15 protein-coding genes are annotated in these 16,164 nt (G+C 41.2%); 9 read left to right on the top strand and 6 right to left on the bottom strand.

Features of this window, described 5'->3' with window-relative positions; all coding sequences use genetic code 11:
• Window positions 1-194: 194 nt before the first annotated feature.
• Window positions 195-1,307, bottom strand: coding sequence for an AI-2E family transporter (locus tag QUB37_RS22965; RefSeq protein ID WP_333166515.1), 1,113 nt, complete (start codon window positions 1,305-1,307; stop codon window positions 195-197).
• Between the two features lie 96 nt (window positions 1,308-1,403).
• Between QUB37_RS22965 and QUB37_RS22960 the strand changes: the two genes are divergently transcribed.
• Genes QUB37_RS22960 through QUB37_RS22950 form a run of 3 tightly spaced genes read left to right on the top strand, consistent with a single transcriptional unit; the run spans window position 1,404 to window position 3,105 of the window.
• Window positions 1,404-1,793: a type II toxin-antitoxin system RelE/ParE family toxin gene (locus tag QUB37_RS22960; protein WP_333166513.1), complete on the top strand. Its 390-nt coding sequence runs from the start codon at window positions 1,404-1,406 to the stop codon at window positions 1,791-1,793.
• Window positions 1,786-2,115 carry a helix-turn-helix transcriptional regulator gene (locus tag QUB37_RS22955; RefSeq protein ID WP_333166510.1) on the top strand — a complete coding sequence of 110 codons (330 nt, stop codon included), beginning with the start codon at window positions 1,786-1,788 and terminating at the stop codon, window positions 2,113-2,115. Before QUB37_RS22960 ends, QUB37_RS22955 begins: the two co-directional genes overlap by 8 nt.
• Before the next feature lie 33 nt (window positions 2,116-2,148).
• Window positions 2,149-3,105, top strand: coding sequence for an alpha/beta fold hydrolase (locus tag QUB37_RS22950; RefSeq protein WP_445300052.1), 957 nt, complete (start codon window positions 2,149-2,151; stop codon window positions 3,103-3,105).
• A 113-nt stretch (window positions 3,106-3,218) separates the two neighbouring features.
• On the opposite strand, the gene QUB37_RS22945 is transcribed toward QUB37_RS22950, so the two are convergent.
• A complete protein-coding gene (locus tag QUB37_RS22945; protein WP_333166505.1) occupies window positions 3,219-3,446 on the bottom strand; it encodes a hypothetical protein in 228 nt (75 codons plus the stop codon).
• A gap of 112 nt (window positions 3,447-3,558) precedes the next feature.
• On the opposite strand from QUB37_RS22945, the gene QUB37_RS22940 reads away from it, so the two are divergent.
• Window positions 3,559-3,747, top strand: a complete 189-nt coding sequence (locus QUB37_RS22940; protein ID WP_333166503.1) for a DUF433 domain-containing protein — start codon at window positions 3,559-3,561, stop codon at window positions 3,745-3,747.
• A 51-nt stretch (window positions 3,748-3,798) separates the two neighbouring features.
• On the opposite strand, the gene cysS is transcribed toward QUB37_RS22940, so the two are convergent.
• Window positions 3,799-5,295 carry a cysteine--tRNA ligase gene (gene cysS, locus QUB37_RS22935; protein ID WP_333166501.1) on the bottom strand — a complete coding sequence of 499 codons (1,497 nt, stop codon included), beginning with the start codon at window positions 5,293-5,295 and terminating at the stop codon, window positions 3,799-3,801.
• A 71-nt stretch (window positions 5,296-5,366) separates the two neighbouring features.
• Window positions 5,367-5,942, bottom strand: coding sequence for a Uma2 family endonuclease (locus QUB37_RS22930; RefSeq protein ID WP_333166498.1), 576 nt, complete (start codon window positions 5,940-5,942; stop codon window positions 5,367-5,369).
• Window positions 5,943-6,280: 338 nt separating this feature from the next.
• Here QUB37_RS22930 and QUB37_RS22925 point away from each other — a divergent pair, with 338 nt between their 5' ends.
• The 5 genes from QUB37_RS22925 to QUB37_RS22905 all read left to right on the top strand — a co-directional run bounded on the left by QUB37_RS22925 (window position 6,281) and on the right by QUB37_RS22905 (window position 10,776).
• On the top strand, window positions 6,281-6,568 hold the full coding sequence (locus QUB37_RS22925; protein WP_333166496.1) for a hypothetical protein: 288 nt from the start codon (window positions 6,281-6,283) through the stop codon (window positions 6,566-6,568).
• Window positions 6,568-7,011, top strand: coding sequence for an Imm30 family immunity protein (locus tag QUB37_RS22920; protein WP_333166494.1), 444 nt, complete (start codon window positions 6,568-6,570; stop codon window positions 7,009-7,011). Before QUB37_RS22925 ends, QUB37_RS22920 begins: the two co-directional genes overlap by 1 nt.
• Before the next feature lie 493 nt (window positions 7,012-7,504).
• On the top strand, window positions 7,505-8,575 hold the full coding sequence (locus QUB37_RS22915) for an IS630 family transposase (protein WP_333166492.1): 1,071 nt from the start codon (window positions 7,505-7,507) through the stop codon (window positions 8,573-8,575).
• A complete protein-coding gene (locus QUB37_RS22910; RefSeq protein ID WP_333166490.1) occupies window positions 8,539-9,699 on the top strand; it encodes a hypothetical protein in 1,161 nt (386 codons plus the stop codon). Before QUB37_RS22915 ends, QUB37_RS22910 begins: the two co-directional genes overlap by 37 nt.
• Window positions 9,700-9,717: 18 nt before the next feature.
• Complete coding sequence (locus tag QUB37_RS22905) at window positions 9,718-10,776, top strand: hypothetical protein (RefSeq protein ID WP_333166487.1); 1,059 nt, start codon at window positions 9,718-9,720, stop codon at window positions 10,774-10,776.
• A gap of 91 nt (window positions 10,777-10,867) precedes the next feature.
• Here the strand turns inward: QUB37_RS22905 and QUB37_RS22900 are convergent, their stop codons facing one another.
• Together QUB37_RS22900 and QUB37_RS22895 are read right to left on the bottom strand one after the other, a co-directional pair.
• Window positions 10,868-14,362, bottom strand: coding sequence for a WD40 domain-containing protein (locus tag QUB37_RS22900; RefSeq protein WP_333166485.1), 3,495 nt, complete (start codon window positions 14,360-14,362; stop codon window positions 10,868-10,870).
• Between the two features lie 95 nt (window positions 14,363-14,457).
• The coding region (locus QUB37_RS22895; RefSeq protein ID WP_333166482.1) for an AAA-like domain-containing protein at window positions 14,458-16,164 on the bottom strand (1,707 nt) is incomplete at its 5' end.

Raw genomic sequence — 16,164 nt, 5'->3', positions numbered from 1 at the left:
GCTAAAATTCAATTCTAGTATGAAAGTCAATAGTGCGAGCTTAATATCTCGCGAGTGTTCTTTTCGCGAGATGTTAAGCTCGCACTGCACTTTCAAGCATATTATGCCGATGCCAACAGAAACGATATAAATTAAATTTTTCAATTCCTCTCTCTCTCTTGCCCGATTTCCCTCTCTTCCCATTTTCCCAGCTATCACGCCGAAGGTGTAAGAGGTGGCAAGTCAGAATTATTTTTAGCCTGATCTATTGCCTCTCGATGTTCGCTTCTAAGCTTCGGTTTTAAATACAAGTTTTCAATCAAAGCTGCCACTCCCGCAAACCAAGGTGGCACAATTACCGCTCCAATAATTCCTAATACTTGAACGCCTCCCAATACAGACAGCAATTGATATAAAGGATGCACACCAACCGATGAACCAACCAGCAAAGGATCGAGGACGTAAGTTTCTAAATTCTGGATAATTACAAATAACAGTAATACCCACACAAATAGCAAGCCACCTTTAGCAAAGGCTACGATTAATGCTGGTACTGCTCCCAAAACTGGCCCGATGAAGGGAATCAAGTTGGTAACACCTGCGATCGCACCCAAGCCTAAAGCAAATTCCGGCATTCCCAAAATGCTCAAACCTGTGGTAATAAATATCCCTAAAATGCCCGAAACTAACACTCGCCCGCGAATATAACTCCCCATCCTTTGACCGATTGGCGTCGCTTGTGCGGCTAATCTTGCATCCCAAGGTTTCGGGAAAAACTGCACCAAACTTTTAATTAATGTGTCGCTGTCGGCCACCATGTAACCGGAAATAAATAAGGCTAAAACTAGGCTGAAGAAACCGCCTAGAATGCCTCTGGTTAAACTGTACGATCGCAAAACCAGTTGTTGACTCGATCGAATCAGCCAATTAGTCACCGATTGAGTGTCCACGAACTGACCCACCAAGGTTGGGGCATCGTCGCTCAAGCGACTCAAGACATTAGTTGCCACAGTTCGCAAACTTTCGACATAAACTGGTAACTGCCGCAGCAGTAACTCTATTTGTTCGATGACCGTGGGCCCGATTAAAACTACCGTCCCGCTAAATCCGCCGATGAGAGTTAAATAAACCATAATCACCGCCAGCCAGCGGGGAACCCGCATCGTTTGGGCCCAATTAACGATCGGGACGATCGAAGCAGCCAGCACGACTGATATCATCAGAATTACTAGCAGGCTCCGCAATTGCCACAGCAGCACTAGCAGCAAGGACGATGCTACAATTAGCAGCAAGTTAGGTAAAGAAATAGTTATCCGCTGTTCTGACATGATTATTCTGACAAAATTGAGTAATGATATTGTTGTCGATCGTGTCACTCTCTATTTTATGATAAACGATATGATATAAATAATATAATTAAGATTATGAATTCGCTATTAAAACCCGTTGAATGGATCGGCAGTTCCCGTGACGACTTGCGCGACTTTCCTGAAGATGTTCAGCAAATTATGGGTTTTGCTTTGTACCGCGCTCAACTGGGTAAAAAGCATCCTGATGCTAAACCGCTTAAAGGATTTAAAGGTGCTGGCGTTCTAGAAATTGTTGAGAATTTTGATGGAGACACTTACCGAGCGATATATACCGTAAAATTTGAAGGAATAGTCTATGTTCTTCATTCTTTTCAAAAAAAATCAAAGCAGGGAATTGCTACCCCCAAGCAAGATATAGATTTGATTGAATCTCGACTTAAGCGTGCCCAAGAACACTACAAAAAATATTTAGAACAGCAAGAATTGGAGGAACAAAATGACTGAAGAAATAAAAGTGCATTCCAGTAGTGGAAATGTTTTTGCTGATTTAGGGCTACCCAATCCAGAGGAATTACTGATTAAGGCAGAACTAGCTCATCAGATTAGTGAATTAATTTCGGAACGCCCACTAACCCAGAACCAAGCAGCAAAGCTATTAGGAATCGATCCACCTACACTCTCAGCATTGATGCGCGGTAAATTATCCGAGTTCTCTACAGAACGCCTATTTCTTTTTCTCAACGCACTCGGCAGCAACGTAGAGATTAGGATTGCCCACTCGCCACCAAATGTTCAAGCTAAAACTCACATTGTCGTAGCATCATAAGTAAACAAACAAGTAAAAAATTAAAAGATTAATATGCAATCACCACCTTCAAATAAAGATTTGTCAACCATGTCGTCTATAAAATCACCAACGCTGTTTTACGAATGGCAAAATTATCGATGTGCTTATGATGTTTATAAACCAACTACTGCGACAGAAGATAGCATCCCTTTGTTATTAATTCATCCGATAGGAGTTGGTTTGTCAAGAATCTTTTGGCATAGATTTTGTGAGAGTTGGTACAAAGCAGGGAACACTAATCCGATTTACAATCCCGACCTTTTGGGCTGCGGCGATTGCGAAATGCCCGCTGTGGCTTGCTATCCAGACGATTGGGCAGCACAGTTGCAGTATTTCTTGGAAACTGTAGTCAAAAAACCTGCGATCGTCCTCGTACAAGGTGCTTTACTATGTGTAGCCTTGGCTTTAGCAAAAAGGCAGCAGGAAAGCGGCTCAAATTTAATTCGCGGCTTAGTCCTCGCGGGGCCTCCCGCTTGGGCGGTGATGAACAAACATTCGACAGAAAGACAGCAAAGAATTGTCTGGAATTTGTTAGATTCTCCCTTGGGAAACGCTTTTTATCGCTACGCCAGACGCGCTGAATTTTTGCGTTCTTTTTCTGTGAAACAACTGTTTGGCGATGCGGCAAAAGTTGACAGCGAATGGTTGGATGCTTTGCAGGCTGGGGCGGCGAATCCTGACAGCCGGCACGCGGTTTTCTCGTTTTTAGCGGGGTTTTGGCGGCAGGATTACAGCGGTACGATTCAAAAGTTCGATCGACCCGCACTCATTGTGATGGGAGAAAAAGCCTCAAGCATCAGTCAAGCGGGTAAGGAAGAGAAACCGGATGAAAGATTAGCGCAATATTTAGCCCATTTTCCCAATGCGAAAGGTTTATTAATGCCGGGGCGCAATGTTTTGCCCTACGAATCCACCGCAGAATTTGTCGTGGCTGTTGCGGAGTTTGTGAAGAAGTTAAATAAAAATTAAATCTATTTGTGGAGTTATTGTCTAATAACAACTGATATCGTTTCCGGTTGCATCGGTATTGTTCAAATACTCAACAGTTAACCGTTAACAGTCAACAGTCAGAACCAGTTGTCTCATGCTTCCGGCTCGTCCAAAGACTGGCGTAATGTTGCAATAACATCCTCGGCTGACTGCTGTCGAAATTTGCCTGTACGGAAATCAGCTAAGGTTTGTTGGGCATCAGCAGCTATTTCCGCGCGGACACTCTCGCGGTGACGGTTTTGCAGGATTTTGATCAGCATTTCCTGCTGTTCGTAGGACAGTTGTAAAGCATTTTCTAGCACTTGGTCGAGGGTATTCATAGAGTTAGGCTATTAGCTCTAAGGTTGAACAAATTGCGAAGTTGAGTAAATTGTATCGCTTATTCTAAGACTAGGCTACACTAAGAAAAAATGTACTAAACTCGGTTTTGTCATGAGCGATAACATCATTACGATTGAAGCAGGTAAACGCGGTGGAAAGCCTTGCGTCAGGCGAATGCGAATTACCGTTTATGATGTGTTGGGTTGGCTGGCTGCGGAAATGTCTCATGCACAGATTCTGGACGACTTTCCCGAGTTGAGGGAGGAAGACATTAGAGCGTGTTTAGAATTCCGCGATTGAAATCGCTTAAGAGTCCAGCGAAGTCTGCCTCCGCAGACTATGAATTTGGTTTCAGCCGCGGTGCCAGATAGTTGTACCATCTTTTTGATCGATCAAAGTAATACCATTATCCTTAAGTTCGTTGCGAATGCGATCGCCCTCAGCGAAATTCTTAGCTTTCCGGGCATCTTTCCGCTGCTGAATCATCACTTCAATCACCGCATCACTCAAACCATCAACAGCATCATTGCTGTCACCTTCCGGCTGAACTTCTAAACCCAAAACACCCGCCAAACTCACCAAACTTACCCATTTTTGCTGCAACAAATCCGGCGAGGTTTCTGTTTTTCCCTGATGCACTAAAACATTGCCTTCTTTTGCCAATTCCTTAGCCAATTCAAACAAAACAGTCAAAGCACTCGGAGTATTGAAATCATTGTCCATCGCTGATTGAAATTCCTGCACAGCTTTGCTATCCTGTCCTGTTTTCTCAACGTCCCAACTCAGTTGAGAACCATATCGGAGACCAAACAGCAAACCTTCATTGATGGTATTCCAGCCATTTCGAGCGCTAGCGATCGCCTCTTCGGTAAAATCAATTTGACTGCGATATTGCGCCATCAACACAAACAGCCTCACCGCCATCGGTTCCACCGCTTTTGACTTCTCGCTTCCTTCCAAAGCTGTATCGCCAGACCAATTCCCTTCCAACAAATCGCGAATTGTAATAAAATTGTGCAAAGATTTCGACATCTTTTTGCCATTGACAGTCACAAAAGCATTGTGCATCCAATAATTAGCCAGGGACTTGCCAGTCGCGGCTTCAGATTGAGCAATTTCGTTTTCGTGGTGCGGAAAAATTAAATCGGAACCGCCGCAGTGAATGTCAATAGTTTCGCCCAAGCAATCGCGCACCATCGCCGAACATTCGATGTGCCATCCGGGGCGACCTTTTCCCCAAGATGAATCCCAAGCAGGTTCTCCCGGTTTAGCGCTTTTCCACAGGGCAAAATCTGACGAATCTTGCTTTTTTTGAGCTTCTATTTCTGCGGTTTCCAATCTACCGCTAGCCCCTGCCTGCATTTCTTCCAACTTGCGGCCGGAAAGTTTTCCGTAATCGGCAAATTGCCTCACGTTGTAGTAAACGTCGCCGCCGGAAGCATAGGCATAACCTTTATTTTCTAATTCGTGGATCAGCCGTTTAATGCCGTCCATTGTATGGGTGGCGCGGGGATATTCATCGGCCCTGAGAATATTCAGCTTGTCCATATCTGCAAAATATTCATCGATGAAGCGTTGCGCCACGGCTTCCATTGTTGAATTTGTTTCGCGGGCGCGGTTGAGAATTTTGTCGTCAATATCTGTAAAATTCTGCACGTAGCGCACATCGTATCCCCGCCACATCAAATAGCGGCGCACCATGTCCCAAACAATGTAAGCGCGGGCGTGGCCGACGTGGCAGTAATCATATACCGTAACGCCGCAGCAGTACATCCGCACCTTTCCTGGTTCGAGGGGATCAAAAGGTGATTCGCGACGGGTCAAGCTGTTGTAAAGCGTTAGGGGCATGGGATTTGAGATTTGGGATTGACGTACTGCTGTAATTTATTATATTGCTGTTGGTGAATCTTTCGCTGTCGCTACCAAACATCTGTTAAATCTAAGACAAATCCCGGTAACACATCTTCCCCTGACAAAGTGCTGGGATTATCTAATATTTCCACATCCTGATTTTGTCTGTATATTTCGACTTTCTTATTTTTGCGATCGATTAACCACCCCAAACCAGCTCCATTCGCGATGTATTCCCGCATTTTTTCTGGCAATGGTTCCATGTTGTCAGATTTAGAGCGCAATTCTACAACAAAGTCTGGACAAAGGGGAGCGAAACCTTCTTGTTCTTTGGGTGTGAGAGTTTGCCACCGTTCTAATTTAACCCAGGAGGCGTCAGGAGAGCGATCGGCCCCATTGGGCAGTTGAAAACCGCTAGAAGAGTTAAATGCTACTCCCAGCTTGGTTTGGCGATTCCACAGCCAGAGTTGTCCTTCAATATCTAGGTTTCGATTGCCTGTCTCGCTTCCTGTAGGGGGCATAACAATTAATTCTCCTGTAGCTGTTCTCTCTAGTCTTAACTCACGGTTGACGGCAGCAATTTGCTGGAACTGTTCGTGAGTTACTTTGAAGGTTTGGGGAATGGTAATGGTGTTGTTGAACATATTGTGCGGCCTCGCGATAGCTATTATCTATTCTATCGTGTCACAGTATTTTTTACTTTCAAAATTAGATTGACCAACTCCGAAGGTATAGTTTAATATTTAATTAAATGCTAATTTGAGGATTTTTTTAATCAACTGTTTGGTAAGTTAAATAGTTAGCAATGAATCAGAAATATTAGGAAATATTGCGTAGCTGAAATACATACGAGAAAAAGATCGTAAATAACATACCTCAACTACTTCCAGGAGAAGGCGCTGTCGGACGCTACGATCGGTTGCTGGAAACTGGACGTAGAGGTGATAATCTAACACCGCATCACATTCCTTCTCATGCGTTTATGGCTGCAAAAGTTCCTGGCTACACCAAAGGCAGGGGTATTGCTATGATGATGGAACACCCTATGCCCGGTCAGGGAGGTCGTCATCGCCAAACTATCTCTTACGGACAATCCCCCAATCTCAGTGTTTCACCAAGAAATGCACTAGCTAGAGAGATTGCGGATGCACGATCGATTTATCGCCGTCAGGGACTTTACAGCCCAGAGATTAGACGCAGCTTACAGGAAGTTATCCGGTTAAATAAGTTAGCTTGGTCGATATTTTTTGACAAGGAAGGTAATAGTTGATGAAAGAAAATATCTGGATTAGCATTTTAAAAGCAAATAATTTGATGCGATCGCCTGATGAAGTTACAGCTTTTGAAAATGCTTTAGCCTCACTTGCCGATCGTCCTCAAGATGAAGATTTGCCAGATTTACATCTGATTTTAGACGATCGCTGCGACCAGCCAGAAGTCATGTTTGGTTTGATTCATTTTCTAGAATCTTTTGATGTGTCAGCACAGATTCAAGCGTTTGTGACAGTTGTACCGCAATTAATGCTCGTTGCTTCGGAATGGACGAAAATCCTCCACAGCCGCATTTTAAATGATGATGGTGCTTGCCGTTTGTATCGAGATATTTTGCATTCATTGAACTCCCAAGAACCTAATTTTGTTCGTCAATTGCTCGAAGAAAGCGCTAGTTACCATTTAAACAAGCGGGAGGCAAAATTAGAGTTAGCTAGGTAAGGACGTTTTTAAGCAACGGCAAAATCTGTCAAAGGGCGATCGTAAATCCTGGACGCACGAGTGTTTAGAAACCGGGTTTTTACGAGAAGACGCGTTGTGGTCGGCAGATTTGGTAAAAAACCCGGTTTCTGAGCCCCATGCGTAAGTCCTGAAATTGAATTAATCGAGCTTTACTACCGATTATACAGGATTTACGTAAAAGATCTGCTGTATTCACAAATTAACTTTTGTGTCAAGACTGGCAGAAGTAGAAATTTTGCGATCGGGCTGAGAAGCCGACTTATTTAGTTGGATTTATCTGTGTAAAACATCCTGATGACTCTGCCTGACAGTTGCAATTGATGCTAAACATACAAATAAATCTTAAACATGAAACTAAATTTGGCAATCCCTGGATTACTGATCGCGCTGTTAGTTGGCTGTAACGACACTACTACTACCATTTTTTTAAAGATGTGATAGACTTGTGTAAAAAGTAAAGGATAGTATTACAATGTCGGGTCGTCCTCATATAAAAATTACAGAATCTGTAGAAGATTTGCGAGAAATCCTCAAGCAACAAAAAAAGATACTAGCTTATAATAAAGTTCAAATGCTTTATTTATTTCAGTCAAAACAAGTAGAAACTGTTCGGGAAGTATCCACAGTTTTAGGTAAAAGTGAGGCAACGATTCATCGCTGGCTCTCTCAATATAGAAAGGGCGGTCTGGAAAATTTGTTAAAAAATCGGCAGGTTTTCGGTCGCCCAAAAAAGTTTTCAGTTGAAATAGCAGCGACCTTGCAACAAGAGTTGAGAGACCCAGAAGGATTTAAGAGTTATAAAGAAGTTCATCTTTGGCTCTGGTTGATTAAAGGAATACCCAGTAGTTACTCGGCTGTCTATTCTTTAGTAAGAGGGGAATTAAAAAGTAAATTAAAAATTCCCAGACCTCGCAGTATTTCTCAGAAATCCACGGCAATTAATGAATTTAAAAATAACTTACATCAACAGATAAAAGCGTTACTAGACAAAGCTTCGCCTCAAGTAAACAAATATAAAAAAGTCAATTATTGGTGTAGTGATGAAACGCGGCTAGGACTGCATACAGTTCGTCGGCGCAAGCTGACGCTTTCAGGCGTAAAGCCCGTGGGGAGGCATCAATGGAAATTTGAGTGTTTTTGGCTGTATGGGGCAGTATCGATCACTAATGGAAAAAGTTTTTTTTGGGAGTTTTCGCATTTAGACAAAGTTTGTTTTGAAGCATATTTACAACTTTTGTCAATCCAATATCCTCATGAATTACACATCATTCAAGTTGATAACGCACCCGCTCATAAGTTGGACTCATCTGAATTACCAGACAATGTGATTTTACTATTTCAGCCTCCGGCTTGCCCTGAAGTAAATCCCACAGAAAGAGTGTGGGAATATCTCAAAGATTTTTTAGCTTGGTCGGTGTTTAGTAATCTTGACGAACTCCGCACAAAAGTTCAGGAAATTTTGGCATCTTTCACCGCTCGCGTCATTGGTTTTCTCACCGGATGGTCTTGGATTTTACATTCTTTATCTCTATCACATCTTTAAAAAAATGGTATACGACTGTTGCACCAACAGTATCACCAAGTGCCGCGGCTAACCCGACTAGCAAGCCGGTAGTATCTGAACCAACACCCACAGCGACACCCACTCCGGTAGTATCTGAACCAACACCTACAGCGACACCCACTCCGGTAGCATCTGAACCAACACCCACACCCACAAATTTACCGAATCCTTTTGATAGCGATTCATTTCCTAAAGCAGGTTGTGGCGATCGAATGCCAACTGATAAGAAAACAGATACAATTAATTTATATCCAGTGTTCGTCGATTACAGCGACAGCAATTTACAAACTATTAAGGATAATTATTGTCGAGATGCTTTAAAAATAACCACAAAAGATCAGGGTAAAGACGTTATACAAGTTGCATCTTTCACTGACGAAAAACGTGTTAATCAATTTAAGGAATTTCTGGCACGTAAGTTAGGGAATACCAGTGTAGAGGTAGGTGAGGCTACAGTTATTGGTACTAAACCGATACAAAAATCTACTAAAAATAACGCTAAAGCCGCACAACCCACAGGTAATGAACAAAGTCAAGACAAAAAAGCTGACGATGTAGTTAGTGCTGATAATTCACCCTATGCGATCGGAAAAGCGGCCAAACTAACGTCTGCTCAAATTAAAGAATTAATAGAAATGGAAAAGCACAAGTCTTATATCAGATCAGGAACTAAAGAAGTTAAATCAAAATTTGTTGTCCCAACTTATATTCCTCCTGGATTTCAGGTTAGTGGCTTTCGTACAGCCGATGACGACGGTGATGGCGGACTAAGATATAGGATTGATTATTGCAATTCAAGTAAGTTTTGCTTTGCAGTTGTAGGTGGTATTCAGCATGACATAGGTGAGGCACCTCTCAGTTTTGAAATAGTTAAAAATATTTCTTCGCCAGCTTTGGGTAAAGTTGAGTTAGGATATACAAATTATGACGGAACAAACAATAAGCCGTATATAGCATTTACAGGTGCTATGAATCGTTTTGTAAAAGATAATAATTTTTATGTGTTTCTGTCTGCTGGTGGCTATCTTAACCAGGACGATAAAACCATCAGTTTAAATGAGGCAATCAAAATTGTTGAATCGCTCCAATACCTGAATCCTTAACCTGTTCTGAAAACTAATATGAAACTAAATACATTGATAATTGGACTCCTGATTGGATTTTTAGTAGCCTGCGATCGAACTCAGACTAACTCTAAAGTACAGTCAATACCACAACCGCAAAAAATCGATCAATTGCCAGAGACGAAAACCAGTCAACCCACGAATCCTTTTGACAGCGTTTCGTTCCCGCAAGCAAGTTGTGGCGATAAACTACCCAAAAATGCAAAAGCAGATAATTTCAAGTTTTATCCTGTTTTTGTTAATTACGATAGCAAGGTTCAAAATTTAGAAATTGTCAAATCTAAATTTTGTGGAGATGCTATTCAAAAATATAGGGTAGAAAAAGGGTACGAATCTATCCAAGTTGCCTCTTTTACAAGTGAGGAACGCGCCAATCAATTTAAACAGTTTATAGCTACTAAGTTGGGTGGTGCTGAAGTAGGAGTACCTAATGTCAGGGCTACTAAACCGAAACCTCAACCCACAAAAGATGCTGTAGCTAAAGCTGCACAATTAACACCACACCAAGTAGAACAGTTGAAAAATATTCTATTCAAAAACACTGCGGGGAAACCACACAAAGTTGAGGCAATTTTACCGACTTATCTTCCTCCTGGATTTAAACTTGATAGCTTTAAAGTCTTATCTGATGGAAGGAATTACGGAGAAAAATATGAAATTACTTATAAAAATGCTAGTAATGATAGTTTTAAAATCAATACTTCTGCACCTGGTCCTGGTGCGGGACCACCTCCTTATGCCCCGAAACTTAAAGCAGTTAATTCACCTGCTTTTAGTGTAGTGATTATTGGATACACAGAATTTGATAAAACTTCTGATAAGTCTTCTATAGAAGTCATTATCAGTGCCTCTCCGTCAGAGGTAAGCAATATATCCGAAAATACTCCCTCGGACGGTGGAAGTTCTACGTGGACTTATCATTTTCATTCTGATACTTTAAGTCTTGCAGAAGCCACAAAAATTGTTGAGTCTCTCTCGTATCTGTATCCAGATGAACCACGTAATCTAAGGTTTAGCAATGACCTTAGCAACGATCCGGAGTGGGCGCCGCAATAGTAGGTTGACTTAACGAAAGAAACCCAACATTCATTTTTCGGCAAGCGTTGGGTTTCAATTAGTTCAAGCCAATCTACAGAATGTTGATAATTCATTTAGGATTGCTATCTTTATTAGGGCATACTTTCAATTTATTCTTTGTTTCTCCAGAATTTTCGAGATATCCTTTAAGCCAGTCACAGCCTTCAGCCAACAATTGATCTAGATCCTTAACCGGCCATGACTGCAACTGACCGCTATCGCCACCAGCAACAATTGAGCGTCCATCAGCGCTAAAACTGATATCCCAAACTGAACCTTTTTCGATTTTAAACTCAAAAAGTTGCCGTCCCAGCCAGTCCCAAAGTTTAACCGTTCCATCCTTTCCTCCTGTCGCAATATACTTACCATCAGAGCTAAAAACTACAGCTTGAATTTCTCTTTGATATGTAAATAATTCAAGTTTTTCTTGACCTGATAAATCCCAAACTTTAAGTTCACTATTGTCATCTGCTGTAGCCAGGTATTTTCCATCTGAACTAAAACTCAAACTCCGTATCTTTCCTTGATGTCCCGACCATATTTTAATTTTGTTCACTTTATTATCAGACAACTTCCATAGTCCAATCGTGCCGTCCCATGCAGCAGTAGCTATAAGCTCTTGTTTGGGATGAAAGCTAACTTGATACACTAAACCTTGATGACCTTCTAACGTTGCAATTTTTTTGGCAATTTTTTCACCATCCCAACTCCAAATTTTAGGCGTTTGATGTGCTCCTGTTGTAGCAATATACTTTCCATCTGAACTGAAACTAAGACTAGAAATAAAATAATTGCCTTGCTTTTCTTTCAATTGTCTGATTAACTGTCTCGATAAATCCCAAATTTTAGCAATTCCCTCTTCTCCACCTGAAATCAAAAACTTGCGATCTGGACTAAACGTTATACTCAAAACACGACCTCTATTATCAGCTTTAAATTCTTTACCTATCTGCTTGTTAGTAGACAAATCCCACAATCTGACAAAACCATTATTGTCTCCAGAAGCCATTCGCGTTCCATCTAGACTGATACTCAGAGTATTGACATCGCTTTGATGACCTTTAAATTGAGTCGTTTGAGTCGTTTGTCGATCTGATAAATTCCAAATTCTAGTTTTACCATCTTTCCCCGCAGAAGCCAGATACTGACCGTCTGGACTAAAACTAGCACTTAAAACCTTGCGCTCATGCCCTTTAAACCGATAGATTTCCTGTCCAGACAAGAAGTCCCATACTCTAACTGTTCCATCTTCTGAAGTTGTAACGAGACGCTTGCCGTCTGGACTAAAACTGACAAAACTCACTAAACCCTGATGCCCTTCTAGCTTTTTCTGTTCTTGTCCAGATAAGTTCCAAATACGTGCTACATTGTCTTCCCCTGCTGTAGCTAAAAGTTGTCCATTTTGACTGAAACTGACATTATAAACTGGTTTCCCATTGTGTGGTGTTATTATGGAACCTACTGGTTTTCCTGATAAGTCCCAGAATCTGACCGCGCCATCATCTCCAGCCGTAGCAATTTTCTTCCCATCATGACTAAAAGTTATACTATTAATTTTTATTACTTTGTATCCTTCTAATTGAACCGAACTTTTAGTGGATAAGTCCCAGATGCGAGCAATCCCATAATCGCCTGCTGTGGCTAATTTTTTATTATCGGGACTAAAACTGACACTTTTAACTCCGCCCTCTTTCTCTAGCAAAGTAATTTTTAAGTTGCCGAATAAGTCCCAAATTTTGATTTTACCATCCTCACCGGAGGTAGCAATTGTTTTACCATCAGAGTTAAAGCTAACACTATTTACACCATTAATCGTACCGTCATGTGCTTTTATTGGTTTAATAATTTCTTTCCCTGATAAATTCCAAAGTCGGAGTGTCCCATCTTGTCCTGCGGTGGCGATGTACTTGCTGTCGGGACTGAAGCTAAGACTTTTCACTATTTCTTGATTCGTATTAAATGTATTTTTTTCATGAATCTTGTCTAGGATTTCTCGTAAAACTGATATCGGTCTAATTGTGGGATACTTTTCAAGTGGACGATTGTCTTTAACTTGTTCTTTCAACTGTTCTCCTGCTTGTATTGCGGAGAGTAAACCTTGTATTTGGTTATTGGGAAATTGTCGGATGATGCTATTACTTTGCTGTTCTAGCTGTGTACCTTTTTGAGCTTCTATGGCTTGTTGCTGTGCCTCTACGGCTTCCTTGAATTTTTGAGCGGCATAAAAGCCTGTTCCTATGATTAAAATAGCCGATATAACAGAAGCCAAAAACAACCTTCTATTACCTTGCTGTTTTAATTCCTCGTTATATAGTTTATTACTCTCTGTTAAATACTTTTGATCGAGATTGCTTAAACTTTTGTCGGAAGACCAATTTCGGGCTATCTCTAAATCTTTACCACGTAATAGGTGTAATTTATCTTGATAGTTTGATTCTACCCATTCTTTTATTTTTTCGGCATAAGGGCGTGTTTTGTCTAATTCTTCTTCAACCCAAACTTGGTTAAAAACATTTTGATAAATAGGGTTATATACTCTTAACTTACCTCCATATTTTACTACTAATCCTGATAACCGCAATTCTGTTTGTTCTTGAGTGTAATCTGCAGAAATTTCTCCATGCTGTAAAATTTGCTTATATAGTCCCAGCCGCCGTCCTATACGCTGCTCATCTATCAAAATGCGATCGCGTATTGTTCGTAAATGCTGTGGCTCATCTTGATATTCCCAATCCTCAATGATGCGCGAGTACACCAATTGCTTAACACTTAACCCCTTATCGTCTTCTAATATCAGCTTACATAGCTTTTGGGTCAGAAAAGGCTGCCCACCCGTCCAATCTAATACATCTCGCAAAATCTCTTGCGGATTGCTGACTTTCCTGCTTAATCCCTCAGCTAAAGGTTTAGCTTCTTCTAATTGAAAACCACTGAGTTCAATCGCTCGACCAATATTAAATGGTGTGGACTGCTTGTTTTTTATCAAATCTAAGGGTGTAGCCACCCCCAATAAGGTGAAAGTAAGACGGTTATATTCAGATTGTTTTGCTCGTTTGTTATAACAGTTTCGCAATAAAGCAAAAAAATCATCAATTGGAAAATTTAAGCTGAGAATACTATCAATTTCATCTATAAAAATGACAATATTTCCTGAAATATTAGTTAGAATAATTTTTTCTATAAATTCACTAAATCGTTGCATGGGAGATAATTTTTTATGACTTTCCCACCAGCTATCTAAATCAAAAAAATCATATAAACTGAGATTATTAACAAGACTATTAATCAAGCCTAAATACCATTGCTTTGGACTAATCCGCGAAGTTCCAATCTCCGTAAGATCAATTTCAGCACAAGTTATTCCTTCATCTTGCAAGCGTTGCATAACCCTTACCCGTAGGCTTGATTTGCCCATTTGTCGGGTATTTAGAATATAACAAAAATGACCAGCCTTCAAGCCTTTGTACAATTCTATATCTGCTTGACGCTCTACATAGGTGAGAGCATCAGAGGGAAGGCTGCCACCGACTTGGTATTCGTAGGTAAAATCAGGCGCTGAATTCATCCTGTTGCTATCCAGATATTGATGGTTAGTGACTTTGACATTCAACCTCGCTTAGTCTGCCTAAAGAAAACTTGATGGTTGTGCTGGGTTATATTTTATATAACCCCCAGGCGATCGCGAAAATACTGTCGATACAACTCACACCAAGGTACAGCATCATTGCCTTTCATTTTGATCAATCCCATACTGCGTAATTTAAATGATCTTCTAGTATCTATTCCTATCGGGGTATTGGCGGCAACGACTTGCTTCATCGCTGCCAATAGTTCTTGATTTTCCTCTAAATTGATCAAGTGGCGGCGCAGGTGTTCGCAGTAAAAACCTTCCTCTGTCGGGGCGATTTGTAATAATTCTTTAAGTGTCATCTCACCCCGTGCAATGCGATACAGTGCCTCCCGTACTAGATAAGGATGTCCACCTACCATTGCTTGTAAACTTTTTACTTCCTCTTGAGTCCAATGAAGTTTATGCCATTGCACCAAGTCTTGCATTTGTGCCATATTTAACTCTGGCAACTCAATTGGGAGTCCAACATTAAACGGCGACTGATTGATATTTAAAGGGATATAAACTTCTTTGGAATGGACAATCACCAAACGCAGTTTTTTCCAAATAGGTTGACTTTTCGCACGCTCGTGCCAAGCTCGCAACAATCCAAAAAAGTCAGTAGCAATAGCATTTTTCTGGAAAATTAAATCCACTTCATCTAACCCCAATACCAGCGGTGTACTAATTTTAGATAGCAGATATCTTTGAAAATAGTTAGTACATTTGTCTTTGCTACCCAGCCCTCCTTTCCAGTAGTCAGCCAGCTTATCTTCTAGATTTAGCTCATAGGTGATGCTAGTACAAAACCAATACAAGAATTTATCTAATTTGGAGAAGACTTCTCCATCTGCTTGTTCAAAGTAAACTGGTGCAGCTTCATATCCTTGTAATTTCCCGTGATGGAGAATCCGGGCTAATAAGGAGGTTTTACCCATCTGTCGGGGAGCTTTGACTCGAATTAATGCTCCAGGGTTCTTAATTGCTCTGTAACAGTCTGACTCTATGGGTGGGCGATCCACATAAAATTTTGACTCTAGATCCACCTGTCCTGTTGGAAATTCAAGTTCTAAATCTGGAACAGAAGTATCTTGCTCCCCCAACATTGACCATGCTACACATAGTACCTGCCTGGGAATCATGAAAGCAGCTTTGACTTGTGGTCGGTTCATCTCCGCCGCTACAGCCATTCCTACAACACCCTGTAACTCTTCATCCCATATCGGCGCACCACTGAACCCTGGCTCTAATGAATAACCCTGTTGTTTGATATCCTCCAACTGTACCCAACCGTTGGCAAGGCGTGTGCGTAATACGCCAGTAGCTGCCGCCCCATCTGATTGCATAGCCGGAAAACCCAAAACTCGGAAACTATGCCCCCACAAGTCTTCTGATGGTCTGAATTGAGCAGGTTTAGCAGCATCTGGAGGAGGAGTTTTCAACTCCAATCCAGCAATATCTTCGGCAAACTCGCCAGGATTCACGGGTCGCCAGAAAACCACTCTAGCTTTTAGAAGTTGCTTCGGTGCTAAAAAAGGGAAGTCCAAACTGACTTCTTGATCGGGCATCTCGCAAGTATTTCGCGCCATTCCCAAAGCATCAGCCACTACATGAGCGCAGGTAAGGATACGGTTTTCGGAAACTAAGAATCCAGCACCAATAACCTTGTCACTGTTTGAGTAAGCTGTTGTGCATTTAAAACGCATATTGGTATAATATAACATAATGATATTCAGAAAAAGTGAATGCCTGCTAAA

The organism is Microcoleus sp. AT3-A2 (assembly GCF_036705685.1).
Lineage (GTDB): Bacteria > Cyanobacteriota > Cyanobacteriia > Cyanobacteriales > Microcoleaceae > Microcoleus.
This window is presented reverse-complemented; position numbering and strand designations above follow the sequence as displayed.

Coding starts and splice junctions, on each gene's coding strand:
- QUB37_RS22925 (WP_333166496.1), top strand. CDS start 6,281: ATGGCTGCAAAAGTTCCTGGCTACACCAAAGGCAGGGGTATTGCTATG.
- QUB37_RS22945 (WP_333166505.1), bottom strand. CDS start 3,446: ATGAATACCCTCGACCAAGTGCTAGAAAATGCTTTACAACTGTCCTAC.
- QUB37_RS22960 (WP_333166513.1), top strand. CDS start 1,404: ATGAATTCGCTATTAAAACCCGTTGAATGGATCGGCAGTTCCCGTGAC.
- QUB37_RS22965 (WP_333166515.1), bottom strand. CDS start 1,307: ATGTCAGAACAGCGGATAACTATTTCTTTACCTAACTTGCTGCTAATT.
- QUB37_RS22930 (WP_333166498.1), bottom strand. CDS start 5,942: ATGTTCAACAACACCATTACCATTCCCCAAACCTTCAAAGTAACTCAC.
- QUB37_RS22950 (WP_445300052.1), top strand. CDS start 2,149: ATGCAATCACCACCTTCAAATAAAGATTTGTCAACCATGTCGTCTATA.
- QUB37_RS22915 (WP_333166492.1), top strand. CDS start 7,505: ATGTCGGGTCGTCCTCATATAAAAATTACAGAATCTGTAGAAGATTTG.
- QUB37_RS22940 (WP_333166503.1), top strand. CDS start 3,559: ATGAGCGATAACATCATTACGATTGAAGCAGGTAAACGCGGTGGAAAG.
- QUB37_RS22905 (WP_333166487.1), top strand. CDS start 9,718: ATGAAACTAAATACATTGATAATTGGACTCCTGATTGGATTTTTAGTA.
- QUB37_RS22955 (WP_333166510.1), top strand. CDS start 1,786: ATGACTGAAGAAATAAAAGTGCATTCCAGTAGTGGAAATGTTTTTGCT.
- cysS (WP_333166501.1), bottom strand. CDS start 5,295: ATGCCCCTAACGCTTTACAACAGCTTGACCCGTCGCGAATCACCTTTT.
- QUB37_RS22900 (WP_333166485.1), bottom strand. CDS start 14,362: ATGAATTCAGCGCCTGATTTTACCTACGAATACCAAGTCGGTGGCAGC.
- QUB37_RS22920 (WP_333166494.1), top strand. CDS start 6,568: ATGAAAGAAAATATCTGGATTAGCATTTTAAAAGCAAATAATTTGATG.